The organism is Kocuria gwangalliensis (assembly GCF_039544365.1).
Lineage (GTDB): Bacteria > Actinomycetota > Actinomycetes > Actinomycetales > Micrococcaceae > Kocuria > Kocuria gwangalliensis.
The window spans coordinates 99,711-117,301 of sequence record NZ_BAABLN010000033.1 but is presented as its reverse complement, the minus strand read 5'-3'; the positions used below and the strand labels follow the sequence as shown (position 1 = coordinate 117,301).

Annotated in this window: 14 protein-coding genes; 12 read left to right on the top strand and 2 right to left on the bottom strand. The window is 66.7% G+C overall.

Translation table 11 applies throughout. The features are described 5' to 3' along the window. Window positions 1–12: 12 nt before the first annotated feature. The 8 genes from ABEA06_RS10815 to ABEA06_RS10780 all read left to right on the top strand — a co-directional run bounded on the left by ABEA06_RS10815 (window position 13) and on the right by ABEA06_RS10780 (window position 9,615). A complete protein-coding gene (locus ABEA06_RS10815) occupies window positions 13–774 on the top strand; it encodes a YebC/PmpR family DNA-binding transcriptional regulator (protein WP_345311498.1) in 762 nt (253 codons plus the stop codon). A gap of 7 nt (window positions 775–781) precedes the next feature. Beyond that, the gene (gene ruvC / locus ABEA06_RS10810) at window positions 782–1,453 is read left to right on the top strand and encodes a crossover junction endodeoxyribonuclease RuvC (RefSeq protein ID WP_303381525.1); all 672 of its coding nucleotides are present in this window, start codon (window positions 782–784) and stop codon (window positions 1,451–1,453) included. A 145-nt stretch (window positions 1,454–1,598) separates the two neighbouring features. Further along, window positions 1,599–2,243 carry a Holliday junction branch migration protein RuvA gene (gene ruvA / locus ABEA06_RS10805; RefSeq protein WP_303381526.1) on the top strand — a complete coding sequence of 215 codons (645 nt, stop codon included), beginning with the start codon at window positions 1,599–1,601 and terminating at the stop codon, window positions 2,241–2,243. Continuing rightward, the gene (ruvB, locus tag ABEA06_RS10800) at window positions 2,243–3,349 is read left to right on the top strand and encodes a Holliday junction branch migration DNA helicase RuvB (RefSeq protein ID WP_312396083.1); all 1,107 of its coding nucleotides are present in this window, start codon (window positions 2,243–2,245) and stop codon (window positions 3,347–3,349) included. The genes ruvA and ruvB overlap by 1 nt, the downstream gene beginning before the upstream one ends. A gap of 195 nt (window positions 3,350–3,544) precedes the next feature. Continuing rightward, on the top strand, window positions 3,545–4,072 hold the full coding sequence (locus ABEA06_RS10795; RefSeq protein WP_345311497.1) for a preprotein translocase subunit YajC: 528 nt from the start codon (window positions 3,545–3,547) through the stop codon (window positions 4,070–4,072). A gap of 107 nt (window positions 4,073–4,179) precedes the next feature. Further along, window positions 4,180–6,027, top strand: a complete 1,848-nt coding sequence (secD, locus tag ABEA06_RS10790) for a protein translocase subunit SecD (RefSeq protein ID WP_345311496.1) — start codon at window positions 4,180–4,182, stop codon at window positions 6,025–6,027. Continuing rightward, window positions 6,024–7,070: a protein translocase subunit SecF gene (gene secF / locus ABEA06_RS10785; RefSeq protein ID WP_303381530.1), complete on the top strand. Its 1,047-nt coding sequence runs from the start codon at window positions 6,024–6,026 to the stop codon at window positions 7,068–7,070. Before secD ends, secF begins: the two co-directional genes overlap by 4 nt. 133 nt (window positions 7,071–7,203) lie before the next feature. Next, entirely contained in the window at window positions 7,204–9,615 is a 2,412-nt protein-coding gene (locus tag ABEA06_RS10780; RefSeq protein ID WP_345311495.1) for a RelA/SpoT family protein, read from the top strand. Here ABEA06_RS10780 and ABEA06_RS10775 read toward each other — a convergent pair. Together ABEA06_RS10775 and ABEA06_RS10770 are read right to left on the bottom strand one after the other, a co-directional pair. After that, complete coding sequence (locus ABEA06_RS10775; RefSeq protein ID WP_345311494.1) at window positions 9,594–10,238, bottom strand: hypothetical protein; 645 nt, start codon at window positions 10,236–10,238, stop codon at window positions 9,594–9,596. The two genes, ABEA06_RS10780 and ABEA06_RS10775, sit on opposite strands and share 22 nt — an antisense overlap. Before the next feature lie 126 nt (window positions 10,239–10,364). Beyond that, window positions 10,365–11,891, bottom strand: a complete 1,527-nt coding sequence (locus tag ABEA06_RS10770) for a DUF349 domain-containing protein (protein ID WP_345311493.1) — start codon at window positions 11,889–11,891, stop codon at window positions 10,365–10,367. A 219-nt stretch (window positions 11,892–12,110) separates the two neighbouring features. Between ABEA06_RS10770 and hisS the strand changes: the two genes are divergently transcribed. The 4 genes from hisS (at window position 12,111) to ABEA06_RS10750 (ending at window position 17,582) form a co-directional block, all read left to right on the top strand. Continuing rightward, window positions 12,111–13,466, top strand: a complete 1,356-nt coding sequence (gene hisS / locus ABEA06_RS10765) for a histidine--tRNA ligase (protein ID WP_345311492.1) — start codon at window positions 12,111–12,113, stop codon at window positions 13,464–13,466. Between the two features lie 111 nt (window positions 13,467–13,577). Beyond that, window positions 13,578–15,404, top strand: coding sequence for an aspartate--tRNA ligase (aspS, locus tag ABEA06_RS10760; RefSeq protein ID WP_345311491.1), 1,827 nt, complete (start codon window positions 13,578–13,580; stop codon window positions 15,402–15,404). A gap of 56 nt (window positions 15,405–15,460) precedes the next feature. Further along, window positions 15,461–16,654: an MFS transporter gene (locus tag ABEA06_RS10755; RefSeq protein ID WP_345311490.1), complete on the top strand. Its 1,194-nt coding sequence runs from the start codon at window positions 15,461–15,463 to the stop codon at window positions 16,652–16,654. Window positions 16,655–16,700: 46 nt separating this feature from the next. After that, the gene (locus ABEA06_RS10750; protein WP_345311489.1) at window positions 16,701–17,582 is read left to right on the top strand and encodes a class II glutamine amidotransferase; all 882 of its coding nucleotides are present in this window, start codon (window positions 16,701–16,703) and stop codon (window positions 17,580–17,582) included. Window positions 17,583–17,591: the final 9 nt, after the last annotated feature.

Sequence of the window (17,591 nt, the reverse complement as noted above, 5' to 3'; positions counted from 1 at the left end):
AGGAGGAACTCGATGTCAGGTCACTCCAAATGGGCCACGACCAAGCACAAGAAGGCCGCAATCGACGCCAAGCGCGCCAAGGCCTTCGCCAAATACATCAAGGGCATTGAGGTGGCCGCGCGCATGGGCGGTGCGGACACCGCCGGTAACCCGGCGCTGGAGCTGGCCGTTTCCAAGGCCAAGAAGAACTCGGTGCCCAATGACAACATTGATCGCGCGGTCAAGCGCGGCGCCGGCCTGACCGGCGAGACCATCGACTACTCGGAGATCCTGTACGAAGCTCGCGGCCCCCAGGGCACCGCGCTGTACATCGAGTGCTTGACGGACAACAAGAACCGGGCGGCCTCCGAGGTGCGTGTTGCGGTGACCCGCCACGGTGGGACCATGGCGGATTCCGGTTCCGTGGCCTACCTCTTCGAACGCAAGGGCGTGGTCGAGGTGGCCAAGACCGACGGTCTCACCGAGGACGACGTTCTGATGGCCGTGCTCGACGCCGGCGCGGACGAGGTCATCGAGGAGTCGGAGGTCTTCGAGGTCGTCAGTGACGCCACCGACCTGCCCGGGATCCGTCAGGCCCTGGACGCGTCCGGACTGGACTACAACAACGACGATCCCCAGTTCCGTCCCGCCATGACCGTGGATCTTGATTCCGAGGGTGCCAAGAAGTTCCTTAAGCTCGTGGACGCCGTCGAAGAGCTCGACGACGTGCAGAACGTCTACTCGAACGCCGACATCCCCGAGTCCGTCCTGGCGGAGCTCGACGACGAGGACTGAGAGCCCCATGGCGCGCACGTCGGACGGCGGATCGGCCCCGGGACAGCGCATTCTTGCGGTGGACCCGGGGCTGACCCGTTGTGGCTTCGCGGTGGTGGACATGGCGGCCAATCGCACGGGAACGTTCGTCCACGTGGAAGTCAACGGCACCAAGGCGCACGAAGCCCTCGAGGATCGAGTGCTGGCCATCATGACGGCGGCCGAGGCGCTCATGGATCGGTTCGCACCGGACGTCGTGGCGGTCGAGCGGGTGTTCGCCCAGAACAACGCGCCCACCGTGGTGGGGACGGCCCAGGCCACGGGCGTGGTCATTGCCGCCGCGGCACGGCGTGGGATTCCGGTGGCGTGGCACACCCCGTCCGAGGTCAAAGCGGCGGTCACCGGGGACGGCGGCGCGGACAAGGAGTCGGTGAACCGCATGGTCGTCCGGATTCTCCGGTTGGCCGCGCCCCCGCGACCCGCCGACGCCGCGGACGCTCTGGCTCTGGCGGTGTGCCACGGCTGGCGCGGCGGCATGGCCGGGATGAATGCGGCGGCCAAGACGTCCACGCATTCGGGTTCTCAGCCCTCCTCCGTCCGAGCCTCCGGGCTCACCCCGGCGCAGCAGGCGTGGAAACAGGCCGAGGCGTCAGCTCGGCAACCCAAGGCCCCCCGGGCCGCCCGGTCACCGCGCCGCTGACCCGGAGGGTTCCGCCGATGACGCGGCCCGGCAGAGCGGGGCGCGCTGTGCGAGTCGGTGGGAGTTGTTAGAGTGATCCCGTGCTGCAGTTCGTATACATGTTCGAATCAACGGCGGGGACATCCCGCATGACGGGAGCCGCCCTGTGATTGCTTCGGTGTCCGGTGAGGTGCGTTTTGTGGGCGCCGCACAGGCGGTCATTGAGGTCTCCGGTTTCGGGATCGAAATTCAAGCCAGTCCGCACACCCTGGCGGGTCTGCGCACGGGATCGGCGGTGCATTTACACACCGCCTACATTGCCCGCAAGGACGAAGCACCCCTGCTGTTTGGTTTCGCGGGAGCGGACGAGAAGGAGGTCTTCACCGTGATGCTCGGCGTCTCCGGTGTGGGGCCGCGCACCGCGTTGGCCGCGGTCTCGGTTCTCGGCCCGGATGAGACCCGGCGGGCCATTGCGAGCGGTGACGACAAAGCCTTCACCGCGGTCCCGGGAATCGGCCCCAAATCCGCCCGTCGTATCGTGTTGGAACTGGCGGACAAGCTCGTTCTTCCGGAACCGCGGGAAACCGCGGCAACTCAACCTCAGGTGCAGGTGTGGCGCGAACAGGTCATGGGCGCCCTCGTGGGGTTGGGCTGGAGCGAGAAGGACGCGATCCGCGGCATCGACGACGCGCTGGAGACGCAACCCGAATTGGCCGACACCGGCAACGTGGCCGAGATCCTCCGTGCGGTCCTGTCCTGGCTGGGAACCGCTAAGGGCACGAGTCACACACATGGTCGAGGACGGTCCTGATGGCTTACGAGGAACGCGGTGCCGCGCAGGGACAGCAAAGACTCGTCGGTGCGGAGGGGGACCTGGACGACCAGCAGCTCGAAGCGAGTCTCCGCCCGGGTACCCTGGACGACTTCGTGGGGCAAAAGCGCGTGCGCGCCCAGCTGTCCCTCGTCCTGGAAGCCTCCAAGTTGCGTGGGCGCACCGCGGACCACGTCCTGATGTCGGGGCCCCCGGGGCTGGGTAAGACCACGCTGGCCATGATCATTGCCCAGGAACTGGACGTTCCGCTACGGATCTCGTCCGGTCCGGCAATTCAACACGCCGGGGATCTCGCGGCCATCCTGTCCTCACTGACCCACGGCGAGGTGCTGTTCCTGGACGAGATCCACCGCATGTCCCGACCGGCCGAGGAGATGCTCTACATGGCCATGGAGGACTTCCGCGTGGACATCGTGGTCGGTAAGGGCGCCGGCGCCACGTCCATCCCGTTGGACCTGCCGCCGTTCACCCTGGTGGGCGCGACCACGCGCGCCGGTCTGCTTCCGGGGCCGCTGCGTGACCGCTTCGGCTTCACCGGTCACCTGGAGTTCTACTCGGTTGCGGAACTGGAGCTCGTGCTGCGGCGTTCGGCGGGTCTGCTGGATCTGAACATGACCTCGGAGGGATTTTACGAAGTGGCCTCGCGGTCCCGCGGCACCCCGCGCATCGCCAACCGTTTGCTGCGCCGCGTCCGCGACTGGGCGCTGGTGCACGGGGTGGATCTGATCGACGCGCGCACCGCCGGAGCCGCCCTGGACATGTACGAGGTGGATGCCAGGGGACTGGACCGCCTGGACCGCAATGTGCTTTCCGCCCTGGTCACCAAGTTCAACGGGGGACCGGTGGGCTTGTCCACGCTGGCCATCGCGGTGGGCGAGGAGACCGAAACGGTTGAAACCGTGGCCGAACCGTTCCTCGTGCGCGAAGGGTTGTTGGGACGCACCCCCCGGGGGCGCATTGCCATGGCGGCGGCGTGGGAGCACCTGGGTCTCAACGTGCCCGACCACGCTGCCTTCAAGGACCCCGCCCTGCGCACCGCCCTGGCCACGGAGTCCCCGGACGAGGAGCAGCCCACCGCGTTCTGACGGGCTGGCACATCCCGCCTCCGCGAATCGGGCTCTGGGCCGCCTGACGGGAGGGGCAAGCTCAGGACGTGTCACGGTTCAGCGGGCGACCAGCTGGATCACCTAGACTTGACCGGATTCCCATGATGGCGGCGGTGCACCCACCCGGTAACTGCGGTCACTCAGCCGTGAACATCGTCTACAGAACGGAACTTCGTGATTCTCTCCGCGCAACTTCTTGCCCAGGCCCAGCAGTCAGGAGGCGGCGGAACCGCATGGTTCTTGCCCGTCATGCTGGTGGTGATGGTGTTGCTGTTGTGGCTGCCCATGCGTCGTCAGAAGAAGGCTCAGGCTCAGATCAAGGCCAAGCAGGCGACCATGGAACCCGGTACCCGCGTGATGACCAGCTTCGGTCTCTACGGCACCGTTCTGTCCATCGACCGGGACGAGAACAAGGCAGTCCTGGAGGTTTCCCCGGGAACCTCGGTGACCGTGCACACCCAGACCGTGACCACCGTTCTGGACGATCCCGCCACCGAGAACGCCGCACTTGCCCAGGGCGCCACCGTTGACGGGCACGGTTCCACGGCCGCGGGAGACACACGCGACAACGTGGCCGAGCGTGAGCACGATGTGCCCGGTGACACCGCCCCCGGCGAGCCCGCCGCGGGTGACAACGTCCCGGAACATGACACCCAAAGCGGCACGTGGCGCGACAACCGCCGCAATAACGACACCAACTGAACACATGCGTGAGTCACGGGCCGAGAGCATCGGCCCGTTTCTCATGACCGGACCCAGGTGCGGCGTGCTCGGCGGCCACACCAACCGTGCGTTGTTGAAGGGCAGACATGGCATCACGTAAGGGCGCTTCGGGCCCGTCGGAACCCGAAGAGTCACAAAAACTCACCCCCCAAGCGGCACCGACCCGCGCGCCCAGATCGGTGAAATCGGGATCGAATACGGCCCTGACGGCGGCCAAGCGCGGCCTGGCAGCGCTGGCTGTGATCACCATTGCCCTGGCAGGGATCCTGATCTACGGGGTCACCACCGACCGCACCGGTTGGGCTCCCAAGCTGGCCCTGGACCTCGAGGGCGGCACCCAAATGGTGCTGTCCCCGGAGCTCCAGGAAGCGCAGGACGGCCAGGAGATCACCCAGGAGCAACTCGATCAGGCAGTGGAGATCATTCGTCAGCGCGTGGACGGCACGGGTGTCTCCGAGGCGGAAATCAGCACGCAGTCCGGATCGAACATTGTGGTGTCCATGCCCGGGGTTCCCTCCGCCAAAACTCGTGACCTGATTCAGACCTCCGCCCAAATGGCGTTCCGGCCCGTGATCACCACGGCGGAGGGCGCGCCCACTCCCGAGGACCAGCGCACGGCACTCAAGGACATTCCCAAACCGGATGCCGAGCCCACGGACTCCTCGGATCCCAACTGGGTGACACCCGAGCTCGTCACCGAGTTCGAGGCCCTTGACTGTTCCGCGCAGCGACCCCAGGAGGAACGCAAGGCGCAGGATCCCGACAAGGCCATTGTTTCCTGCGATCCGGCGAACAACACCAAGTACATTCTTGGCCCGTTGGAGATCCCCGGCACGGACATCGACGACGCCTCTTACGGCACCGCGACCAACCAGCAGGGCATGTCCACGGGCCAGTTCGCCGTGAACCTGCAGTTCAACGCGGAGGGGACCCAGACCTTCAAGGAACTCTCCGAGCGCCTGTACCAGATCGGGCAGTCCCAGGAGGGTGATCCCCGGTCCCAGTTCGCGATCCTGCTGGACGGCACGGTGATCTCCGCGCCGTCCATGAACGCCGTGATCACCGACGGCAGCGCCCAGATCACCGGATCCTTCACGGAGGACGAGGCGCAATTCCTCTCCGAGCAGCTCAAATACGGTGCGCTGCCGGTAAGTTTCAGCATTCAGTCGGAGCAGCAGATCTCCGCGACCCTCGGCAGCAACCAGTTGCGGATGGGTATCATCGCCGGTCTCGTGGGTCTGGCTTTGGTGTGCGTGTATTCGATGTTCCAGTACCGCTGGCTCGGACTGGTGACCATCTCCTCCCTGCTCGTGGCGGGCCTGATCACCTACTTCGCCATCACGCTGCTGGGGTGGAGCGCCAACTACCGCCTGTCGCTGGCCGGTGTGGCCGGCCTGATCGTGGCCATCGGGCAGACCGCCGACTCGTTCATCGTGTACTTCGAACGCATCAGGGACGAGATCCGCGCGGGCAGAAGCATTCCCGCCGCGGTGGACCACGGCTGGAAGCGGGCCCGGCAGACGGTGCTCGCGGCCAAGGCCGTCAACCTTCTGGCTGCGGTCGTGCTGTATTTCGTGGCCGTGGGCAACGTGCGGGGTTTCGCGTTCACCCTTGGTTTGACCGCGATCGCGGACTTGCTCGTGGTCTTCCTCTTCACCCACCCGATCATGGTGCTGCTCACGCGCACCCGCTACTTCGGAGGTGGCGCGAAGAACTCGGGCCTGGACCCGGAAGCCTTGGACGCCGTCCCGCTGTACCGCGGCGCGGGTCGCCTGCGTAGCCCCGAGGACAGCGACGGGCTGACGATTGCCGAGCGGCGTCGTCGACAGAAGGCCGCCGAGACCCCGGGCGACGGCGCCGGGGACGGATCCGCCGCATCCGGCGGTTCCAGCGCCGTGGACCAGACCGCCTTGACGGAGGGGAGCACCCGATGAGCAACCGACTCGCACGCTTCGGTAACGACCTGCACAGTGGCCGCACCTCGTACCCGTTCGTGGGCAAGCGCAAGCTGTGGTTGTCCCTGGCCCTAGGGCTCGTGCTGCTGTCCATGCTGATCCCCGTGCTCAAGGGTGGATTCAATCTGGGCATCGACTTCACCGGCGGCTCAGAATTCACGGTCTCGGGTGTTGAGAACCCGGACGTCCAGACCGGCGAGCAAGCGGTGGCGGACTCCTCGGATGCCGGGGGCGTGTCCGTGACCAATATTGCGCCGGGCACCGTGCGGGTGCAGACCGAGCAGCTCGACGACGATCAGACCCTGGCCGTGAAGGACGCCTTGCAGGACGCCTACGGCGCCTCCGACGACCAGGTGACCTCCAACTTCGTGGGACCCACGTGGGGTCAGGGTGTGACGCAACAGGCCCTGTGGGGTTTGCTGGTTTTCGTCTTTCTGGCCACGGTGCTCATGGCGCTGTACTTCCGCACGTGGAAAATGTCCGTGTCCGCGGTCGCTGCCATGCTGGCCACCATTGTGATCACCGCCGGGGTGTACTCCCTGGTCGGCTTCGAAGTCACGCCGTCCGCGGTGATCGGCTTCCTGACCGTGCTGTCGTATTCTCTGTACGACTCGGTCGTGGTCTTCGACAAGGTGCGCGAGAACACCAAGGGACTGCTGAGCGGTTCAGCGCCGCAGGAGAGAGCCAAACGCACGTTCTCCGAGCAGGTCAACCTGGCCGTCAATCAAACCCTGGTGCGCTCGATCAACACGTCCGTGGTGGGCATCCTGCCCGTGGGCGCGATCCTGTTCATCGGCGCGTACTTGCTGGGCGCCGGCACGCTCAAGGATCTGTCCCTGTCATTGTTCGTGGGCATCATTGTGGGCACGGTGGCCACCATGTTCGTGGCGGCGCCCATGTACTCCTGGCTGCGCGGAGTCGAACCCGCGGTGCGCGATCAGCAACGAAAGGTGCTGGACGCACGCCAGAGCGACGGCGCGCCCGTCACCTCCGACCCGGTTCAGGCCGGCCCCCGCGAATAGAGCGCCGCGCGTGCGTTACACTCGCCCCCGTACCGTTCGGTGCGGGGGCATGCTACTAGACTCGGTTACTTAGCGCACCGGGCGCCAAGATCCCGTCCCGGCCAGCGGTGATCCGTGAGGAGGCTGTGGAACCATGACGACAGAGTCGGACGCTCAGAGCGCAAAGAATTCCAGGCCGCCCAGCCCACCGGCGACATCGGCGGTGCCCACCGGTTCCAGGATCGAAACGGCGGGAACCCACTTCGTCCTGCCGGCCTCCCGCCCCGTTTCCGGCCGGGCCGTGTTCCCGGGACGCAGCGAACGCACCCGGTCCACGCTCTCGGCCTTGACGGGTGAGTCCGTTCCGCGCTCGCCCATCCTGGTCCCGTTGCTGCGCAGCGTGAGCGCCACGCATCCGGATGAGGACCTGGATGTCCTGGAACGCGCGTTCGCCGTGGCGGATTTCTACCATGAGGGACAAAAGCGCAAGTCCGGGGATCCCTACATCACTCACCCGGTGGCGGTCACCACGATCCTCGCCGAACTGGGCATGACGGGGGCCACCCTGGTGGCGGGTCTTCTGCATGACACCGTGGAGGACACCGACTACTCGCTGGAGCAGCTCACCCAGGACTTCGGTGAAGAGGTCGCCGTGCTCGTGGACGGTGTGACCAAGCTGGACAAGATCCAGTACGGCGAGAACGCCCAGGCAGAAACCGTACGCAAAATGATCGTGGCCATGGCCAAGGACATCCGCGTGCTCGTGATCAAGCTCGCGGACCGGTTGCACAACGCACGAACGTGGCGGTTCGTGTCCTCCTCGTCCTCGTCCAAAAAGGCGCGCGAAACGCTGGAGATCTTCGCGCCACTCGCGCACCGCCTGGGTATGAACACGATCAAGTGGGAGCTCGAGGATCTTTCCTTCTCCGCCCTGTACCCCAAGGTCTATGAAGAAATCGTCCGCATGGTGGGGGAGCGCACGCCCGAACGCGAACGGAATCTGGCCACGATCCGCGGGTTGATCGCCGCGGAACTCGACAAGTCCGGCATTGACGCCACGATCACCGGCCGCCCCAAGCACTACTACTCGATTTACCAGAAGATGATCGTGCGGGGTAAGGATTTCGATGAGATCCACGATCTCCAGGCCGCCCGTGTGCTCGTGAACTCGGTGCGTGAGTGTTATGCCGCCCTCGGCGTGCTGCATGCGAAGTGGAGCCCCCTCCCGGGGCGGTTCAAGGACTACATCGCGATGCCCAAGTTCAACATGTACCAGTCGCTGCACACCACCGTGATCGGCCCGCACGGACGCCCGGTGGAGATCCAGATCCGCACCCGCGAGATGCACCACCGCGCCGAATACGGTGTGGCCGCTCACTGGAAGTACAAGAACCAGGTCAACCAGGCCAATTCGGCCACTCCCAAGGCCAAGGCGGGAGAGCTCAACTGGTTGAGTTCCCTGGTCTCGTGGCAGGAGGAGGCCAAGGACTCCTCGGACTTCCTGGATTCACTGCGGTACCAGATCAACACCGCGGAGGTGTACGTCTTCACACCCAAGGGTGAGGTCATGGCGCTACCCACGGGTTCCACCCCGGTGGACTTCGCCTATGCGGTGCACACCGAGGTGGGTAACCACACGATCGGCGCCCGGGTGAACGGCAAACTGGTGCCGCTGTCCTCCCAACTACAGCACGGCGACCGGGTCGAGATCCTGACCTCCAAGTCGGAATCCGCCTCCCCGTCACAGGACTGGCTCAAGTTCGTGGGTTCCCCGCGGGCGCGCACCAAGATCCGGCAGTGGCATTCCAAGGAACGCCGCGAGGAAGCCATTGAGCGGGGCAAGGACCTGCTGACCAGGGCGCTGCGCAAGCATCACCTGCCGCTGCAACGCACGGTGACCCACGAGTCGCTCGTCTCGGTGGCCCAGGACTTCAACCGTTCGGACGTGGCGGCGCTCTACGAGGCGATCGGAAGCGACACGGTCAACGCCCAACAGGTCGTGGAGAAGCTCATCGAGCATCACGGCGGCGCGGAGGGTACGGAAGAGGATTTCGCCGAAACCACCAAGGTCACCGCGCCCGCCCGGGCCACCGTGTCCGATTCCGGCGTGGTGGTCCAGGGCATGTCCGACGTGTACGTGAAGTTGGCTCGCTGCTGCACCCCGGTGCCCCCGGACGAGATCCTCGGCTTTGTGACCCGCGGCGCGGGAATCTCCGTGCACCGCAAGGACTGCAACAACATGAAGTCACTGGTGACCAACGACGATCCGCGCGTCAAGGACGTCAGCTGGGCTCCCACCCAATCCTCACTGTTCCTGGTGGAGATCCAGGTGGAAGCACTCGACCGGCACTCGCTGCTGCTCGACGTCACCAGGGTGCTGTCCGAGAACCACGTGAATATCCTCTCCGCCCAGGTGCACACCTCGCGATCCCGGTTGGCCATCTCCCGGTTCTCGTTCGAAATGGGCGATACCCGCTATTTGGATCACGTGCTCAACCAGGTGCGACGGATCGACGGCGTGTACGACGTGTATCGCACCTCGGGTCACCGCCCGGTCGCCTCGTAGCCGCGTTCCACGGCCCGCCCCACTTTCCGCACGCGGGCCAGGGCCTGCCGACGTCCCGGTTTTTTCCCCACGGCGTCCAGGGCGGCCAGGACGAGTTCGGGTGGGCAATGCAAGTGCGGTGAGGCCATGAGCCAGTGCAGCGCCCGGGTGCCCTCCGGGGTGTCGACGTGAAGCGCCACGTCCACCGCGGTGCGCAGTGGACTGGTGACCGACATTGCCTCGTGGGACACGCGATCGAAGGCGTTGAAGACGGTCTGATGCAGGCTGAACCCATGCGGGAGCGTGGTGGTGGTCCGGGCGTCCTTGGCCACGAGGATCGGAAGCGGGTCCGGGACATCGGCGCAATCGTAGAACCACGCGGCCCCCAATCTGCCCAGCACCCCTCGCCGCTGGAGGTGCTGAGGGATGACCGCTCGCAGCACCCGGACCTTGGTGGCCCGGGTGAGAGCAACACCCACGGGCACGTATGCGTCCAGGACGACCCTGCGCAGAATCCCGTCCGAAACCATTGCGGTGAGCTCGCCGCTGCTGAAGGGGTCACCCGGACGCAGCGCCCGAAGGTATCCCGCACCGGGCGGAAGCGGATGGGCGGAATCGGGGGCCAGCGGCCGCGGTGACGTCATGACCCCATCAGAACCGATGGGCGGGGGACAAGGAAACGGGGATCACCCCGGTTGTGGACAACCAGGGCGATCCCCGTTCAGTGTGCAGTTCGCTCGGCTCGGCTCAGCTCATGCGCGTGGTGTCGTTCAGTTCAGCTCGGACGCCGAGGCCCGCAACGTGGCCAACCACTGCTCGCTTGTGGCGAGGTCCTTCTCGAGGGTGGCGGCCTTCTTCTCGTTGCCGGAGTTGCGAGCGGCCTCGATCGCGGACTCCTGGTCGGCGATCTTGCTCTCGAGCTGCGTCAACATGGAGTTGGAGCGGGCCTTGGTCTCGGGGTCCGAACGGCGCCACTGGTCGTCCTCGGACTTCTTGACGGCGTCCTCGATGGCGCGCAGTTCGTTCTCCACCCGACGCATGTGCGCGCGCGGAACCTTACCGGCCTCCTCCCAGCGAGCCTGTACCGCCGCGAGTTCCTTTTTCGCCTGATCGAGGTTCTTGACGGGAAGGATCTTCTTGGCCTCGTCGAGCAGCTGCTCCTTGACCACCAGGTTCGCCTCGAACTCGTGGTCGATCTGCTCGTTGGCGGCCTTACGCGCGTTGAAGAACACGTCCTGGGCGGCACGGAAACGGGACCACAGGGCGTCGTCGTCCTTGCGGGACGCGCGGGGCGAGGCCTTCCAACGATCCATGAGATCGCGGTACTTGGAGGCGGTGGGCCCCCAATCGGTGGAGCCGGACAGCGCCTCGGCCTCGATGATCAGCGCTTCCTTGGCGCGCTTGGCCTTGGCATTGGTCTCGTCCAGTTTGGAGAAGAACGCCTTGCGATGGCGATCGAAGGTGGTGCGGGCCTTACGGAACCGTTTCCACAAGGACTCCTCGTCGGACTTGGACAGCCGCACGCCCGAACGTTGATGCGCCTTCCACTGGTCGAAGAGTTCACCCATGCGCTCCGAGGAGTGCTTCCACTGGGTTTTCTCGGGGTCCTGACCGGCGACCTTTTCCGCGGCCTCCACGATGGCCGTGCGGTGAGCCAGCTGCTCGGCCTTGGCCCGTTGTTGGTCTTCCTTCTCGCGCACCTCCGCCTGCCCGATCGACACGTCCAGGGTGTCCAGACGTGCGGCAAGCCCGGCCAGATCACCCACCATGCCACGGGCGGCCACCTGCTCGCGCACGTGTTCCACGGTTTTACGCATGTCCGTGGTGGGGGCCTTGGCGGCAAGTCGTTGTTCGAGCAGGTCGACCTGCGCCTCGGCGTCGTCGAACTTGCGCGCGAAGTAGGCAATGGCCTCGTCCTCGGTCGCGTCCGGGAACTGGCCGCACTCGTACTCCTGGCCGGCCACGCTCACGTACACGGTGCCGTTCTCGTCCGCGCGGCCGTGCTGCTTGGCGCGCGCCACGGATTCCGGGGTGGCCAGGGAAGGCTTGGCCGTTTCGTGGGACGCAGCGGATTGGGCCGGCTCAGCGGGCGCCACCACGGGGGCCGAGGGCGCGGCTGCCGCGGGTACGGGAACGGCACCGGCCGTGGGGTGCGGCGCGACATGTGCCGGCGTTGCGGGCCGCGCCGGGCCCGGTGCGGCGGGTGCTGCGGGCTTGGCCGGGCGCGCCGGGGGAGCGGGCACGGGGGCCGCCTCGGGGGTCTGGGGCCGGTCGTCGGATTCAGGACGTTCTGTCACCGCTATAACTCTCTCTCCACGTCCACGACCGTGTGGCGAGGCCCCGGCAAAGCGGGCGTTGGTCACACGGCGCGTGGAATCGGTCATCGATACGGCCATCCTATCGACCACGGCGGCCTAGAATGGCACCACACACCACGACGCCGCTCGGGGCCTTTCCATGACCACGTCCCGGAGCGCACGCCGGGACCCCGCTTTCGCACCAAGGAGAACCCACCCATGGCCCGCACCACCTCCCTGTCCGGTTTCCCCGAATGGCTTCCGGAAGAGCGGATCGTGGAGCAACACGTCCTGGACGAACTGCGCCGCACGTTCGAACTGCACGGCTTCTCCTCCATCGAGACCCGCGCCGTGGAAACCGTCGAGCAGTTGCTGCGCAAGGGCGAGATCGACAAAGAGGTCTACGGCGTGTCCCGGCTGCACCAGGACGAGGACGAGAAAACCCCCCGGGAGGGTGCGCTCGCGCTGCACTTCGACCTGACCGTCCCCTTCGCCCGCTACGTGGTGGAGAACAACGGGTATCTGACGTTCCCGTTCCGCCGCTACCAGATTCAAAAGGTGTGGCGCGGCGAGCGCCCGCAGGAGGGTCGCGCCCGCGAGTTCACCCAGGCCGACATCGACGTGGTGGGCGACGGCACCCTGGCCTTCCGCTACGACGTGGAACTGGCCCTGGTCATGATCGAGGCGCTGTCCCGGTTGCCCATCCCCCCGTTCGTGCTGCGCGTGAACAACCGCAAGCTCGCCGAGGGCTTCTACCGCGGCATCGGCCTGGACGACGCACCCGCCGTGCTGCGCGAGATCGACAAGCTCGAGAAAATCGGTCGCGAGGCCGTGATCGCGAACCTGCAGGCGAACGTGGGCGCGAGTGCCGAGCAAGCGGCGTCGGCGCTGGACCTGGCGAGTATCCGCACCGAGGACACGTCCTTCGTGGAACAGGTGCGCGCACTGGGCGTGAGCAACGAGCTGCTGGAGGAGGGCCTGAGCGAACTCGCGGACGTGGTGGGTGAGGCCGCCCGCCGTGCTCCCGGCAAGGTCAACGCCGACCTGTCGATCGCGCGCGGTCTGGACTACTACACCGGCACCGTGTACGAAACGGTGCTCGTGGGCCACGAACAGTTGGGCTCGGTGTGCTCCGGCGGTCGCTACGAATCCCTGGCCTCGACGGGTAAGAAGAACTTCCCCGGCGTGGGCCTGTCCATCGGGGTGACCCGCCTGGTCACCCGCATCCTGTCGCAGAACATGGCCAGGCCATCGCGTGCGGTGCCGTCGGCTGTGCTCGTGGCGCTCAACGATGACGCGTCCTGGTCTGCGGCCCAGGACGTGGCCGGGCAACTGCGCGCCCGGGGCATCGCGACCGAAGTGGCGGCGTCGCCCCAGAAATTCGGCAAGCAGATCCGCTACGCCGAGCGCCGAGGCATTCCGTTCGTGTGGTTCTCGACCGTCCAGGAGGACGGCAGTGTCACCCACGGGGTCAAGGACATCCGGTCGGGCGAGCAGGTCACCGCGGATCCCACCGCCTGGCAGCCCCCGCGGGAGGACGTGCACCCCACGGTCCAGGCGAGCGAGACCGCCTGAGACTTGTAGACTTTCAACCAGACTGACCCGGCCACCGAGCCGCGTCCGGCCCACCGGCCGGCGAACGCGACGGTCGAGCCAACTCCCCAAACAGGAAAAGGTGGATATTTCTTGCTGCGAACGCATGAACTCGGATCATTGAGCGCCCAGAACACCGGCGACACGGTCACGTTGGCCGGTTGGGTGGACCGCCGCCGTGACCACGGTGGAGTGGCGTTCGTGGATCTGCGCGATGCCAGCGGCGTCGCACAGATCGTGGTGCGGGACGAGGCCGAGTTCCATCAGCTGCGCAACGAGTTCGTCCTGCAGGTCACCGGCACGGTCGAGCGCCGCCCCGAAGGCAACGAGAACCCGAACCTGCCCTCCGGCGAGGTCGAGGTCATGGTCGATGAGCTCACCGTGCTCAACACCTCCGCGGCGCTGCCGTTCCAGATCGACGAGCACGTGGAGGTCGGTGAGGAAGCGCGCCTCAAGTACCGCTACCTGGACCTGCGCCGCCCCGAGCCCGCTCGCATCATGCGCCTGCGCTCCGAGGTCAACCGCGTGGCCCGCAATCTGCTCCACGACCAGGGTTTCCTGGAGGTGGAAACCCCCACGCTGACCCGCTCCACCCCCGAGGGTGCCCGTGACTTCGTGGTCCCGGCCCGTCTTTCGCCGGGTTCGTGGTACGCGCTGCCGCAATCCCCGCAGTTGTTCAAGCAGTTGCTGCAGGTGGGCGGCATCGAGAAGTACTTCCAGATCGCCCGCTGCTACCGCGACGAGGACTTCCGTGCGGACCGCCAGCCCGAATTCACCCAGCTGGACATCGAGGCCTCCTTTGTCGAGGAGGACGACATCATTGCCCTGGGCGAGTCCATCGTGAAGGCCCTGTGGTCGCTGATCGACGTGGAGATCCCCACGCCCATCCAGCGCATGACCTACGCGCAGGCCATGGCCGATTACGGCACGGACAAACCGGATCTGCGGTTCGACCTCACACTCACCGACCTCACCGACTACTTCAAGGACACCCCCTTCCGCGTGTTCCAGGCTCCCTACGTGGGCGCCGTGGTCATGCCCGGCGGTGCCTCCCAGCCGCGCCGTCAGCTCGATGCCTGGCAGGAATGGGCCAAGCAGCGCGGTGCTCGCGGACTGGCGTACATGCTGTTCAAGGAGGACGGCGAGATCACCGGTCCCGTGGCCAAGAACATCTCCGACGAGGAGAAGGCCGGGCTGGCCGAGGCCGTGGGCGCCAAAGCGGGCGACTGCGTCTTTTTCGCCGCCGGCGAACCCAAATCATCCCGCGCACTGCTCGGTGCCGCGCGCGTCGAGATCGGTCACCGCACCGGCCTGATCGACGACGACGCCTGGGCCTTCGTCTGGATCGTGGACGCCCCGCTGTTCGAACCCGCAGCGGACGCCGTGGAGTCGGGTGACGTGGCGGTGGGCTCCGGCGCCTGGACGGCGGTGCACCACGCGTTCACCTCGCCCAAGCCCGAGTTCCTCGACACCTTCGACACCACCCCCGGTGACGCCCTGGCCTACGCCTACGACATCGTGTGCAACGGCAACGAGATCGGGGGCGGTTCCATCCGTATCCACCGCCGTGACGTGCAGGACCGCGTGTTCCGCGTGATGGGCCTGTCACGGGAGGAGGCCCAGGAGAAGTTCGGCTTCCTGCTGGACGCCTTCCAGTTCGGCGCACCCCCGCACGGCGGCATCGCCTTCGGCTGGGACCGCGTGGTGGCCCTGCTGGCCGGCACCGACTCCATCCGCGACGTGATCGCCTTCCCCAAGACCGGTAACGGCTACGACCCGTTGACCGCCGCTCCCGCGCCCATCACGGCCCAGCAGCGCAAGGAAGCCGGCGTGGACGCCAAGCCGGAGCCCAAGGGCCCCAAGGCCGAGAAGACAGCTCAGAACGAGGACGACGCCGGCGCGAAGGGCGATTCCCAGTAGCACGCGCGCATCACAAGAACTTTGCCGGTCGGGGCCTGATTGCCCTGGCCGGCATCGTGCTGTCCGCGTTCTCCCTGCGCCTGGCGGTGTCCGGTGTGTCACCCGTGCTGGACCGCGTGCGGGAAGACGTGGCGCTGGACGCGGCCTCCATCGGGGTGCTGGCCATGGTGCCCACCCTCGGGTTCGCTCTCACGGGATTCTTGACGGCCGCCGCAATGCGCCGGGTCAGCCTGGAAGCGTTGCTGAGCCTTGCCAGTGCGCTTGCGGCCCTGGGTCTGATCGCCCGCGCCGTCAGCTCCGCCCCCGTACCGTTCCTGGGTTTTTCCCTGCTGATCATGATCGGGCTGGGGATCGGTAACGTCACCCTGCCGCCCATCATCAAGAAGTACTTCCGCGAACACATCGCCCCGCTCACCGCGATCTACTCCATGCTCCTGGGATTGTCCACCGCGGCCGCCCCGTTCTTCGCGGTCCCGCTCGCCGACGCCGCCGGGTGGCGTTTCTCGATCGGCTCGTGGGCGGTCTTTTCGCTGGCCGCTCTCGTGCCGTGGTTGCTCATGTGGGTGAGCGTGCGCCGGGACGGTGCGCGAGCGGCGTCGTCGGTCGACCCGGGCGCGGCGCGAGCGGCGGTCAAGCCGTGGCAATCCCCGATCGGGTGGGGGCTCGTGCTGCTGTTCGTGGGCACCTCGTCCAACACGTTTTCCATGTTCACATGGTTGCCGCGCGTGCTCGTCAGCTACGGGTTCACCGAACACCAGGCCGGGCTCATGCTCTCCTATTACGCGATCCTGGGGATTCCGGTGAGCCTAGTGGTGCCGCTGCTGGTGCGGCGCGTGACGCGGACCACCGGGCTGGGGCTCACCGCCGTTGCCCTGTACGCCCTGGGATACCTGGGACTGTTGCTGTGGACCACCGCGCACTGGGGGCCGCTGGACACCGTGTGGGTCTGGATCACGGTCTTCGGGTTCGCGCAGGCCTCCTTCCCGCTGGCGCTCACGCTCATCAACGCCCGCACGCGCACCACGGCCGGCGCGGGCGCGCTCTCCGGGTTCGGGCAGGGCGCGGGATATCTGGCGGGCTGTATCGGACCGCTCATCTTCGGTGTGCTGTTCACGTGGGGCGGGTCGTGGTGGGCCTCGTTCGGCTACCTGTGGCTCATGTTGCTCGCGCTGACGGCCGGGGTGGTGTTGACGGGGCGTCGTCGTTTTCTCGAGGACCGCCGCGACCTCGATCGCGCCCTCCAGGAGTAAGCTCGAGCACACGCTCACCGCGCGAAACACCTCCCGGGAGGTTGCCGTGTGCAGACTGTTCGGGCTCCACACCGGAGCACAACCGCAGACCTGCTCGTTCTGGCTGCTGAACGCCCCGGATTCACTCTCGCGGCAAAGCAGGCGCCAGCCCCACGGCGCCGGAATCGGCACGTTCGAACCCAACGGGGCCCCGCATCTCGTCAGGTCCGCGCTCGCGGCCTACCTGGATCCCGCGTTCACTCGCGCCGCCCAGGACATGACCGGCACGAGTTTCGTGGCGCACGTGAGATTTGCGACCGAGGGTGAGCTGAACGTGGCCAACACGCATCCGTTCGAGCAGGAGGGACGGATGTTCGCCCATAACGGTGTGATTCGATCCCTGGAGGTCCTGGACCGGGAACTCGCTCGGCGGGGCGTGTCCGACCTGGCGCTCGGCACCACCGACAGCGAGCGGTATTTCGCGCTACTGACCTCCTACGTACGAGAAGCCGCCGGGGATGTCCTCCGCGCACTGCGGGAGTGTTTGACGTGGCTGGCCCGCAACGTGTCCCTGTACTGCCTCAATTGCGTGTTCGCCACGCCGCGCGAAGTCTGGGCCGTGCGTTATCCGGACACCAATCCGCTGTGGTACATCACCGGCCGCCGCGGCACGGGCTCGCATCCGGCCGGCGCCGACCCGGGCTTGGTGCGCCTCACGTCCTCGTTCATGCGGGTGCACGGACCCGACCCGTCGAACAACACGGTCACCGTGGTGGCCAGCGAGCCCATGACGGAGCACCAGCAGTGGACCATGATCGACCCGGGCACGGCCTTGCACGCGGGGCCCGGCAATGCCTTCGAACTACTCGACCTGGGGCTCCCGCGGCCCACCCGTCAAATCACCCATGCTGAGCTCGGTGCCGCGGCCGCGACACAGGGTGGCGCGTGAGGCCGCCGA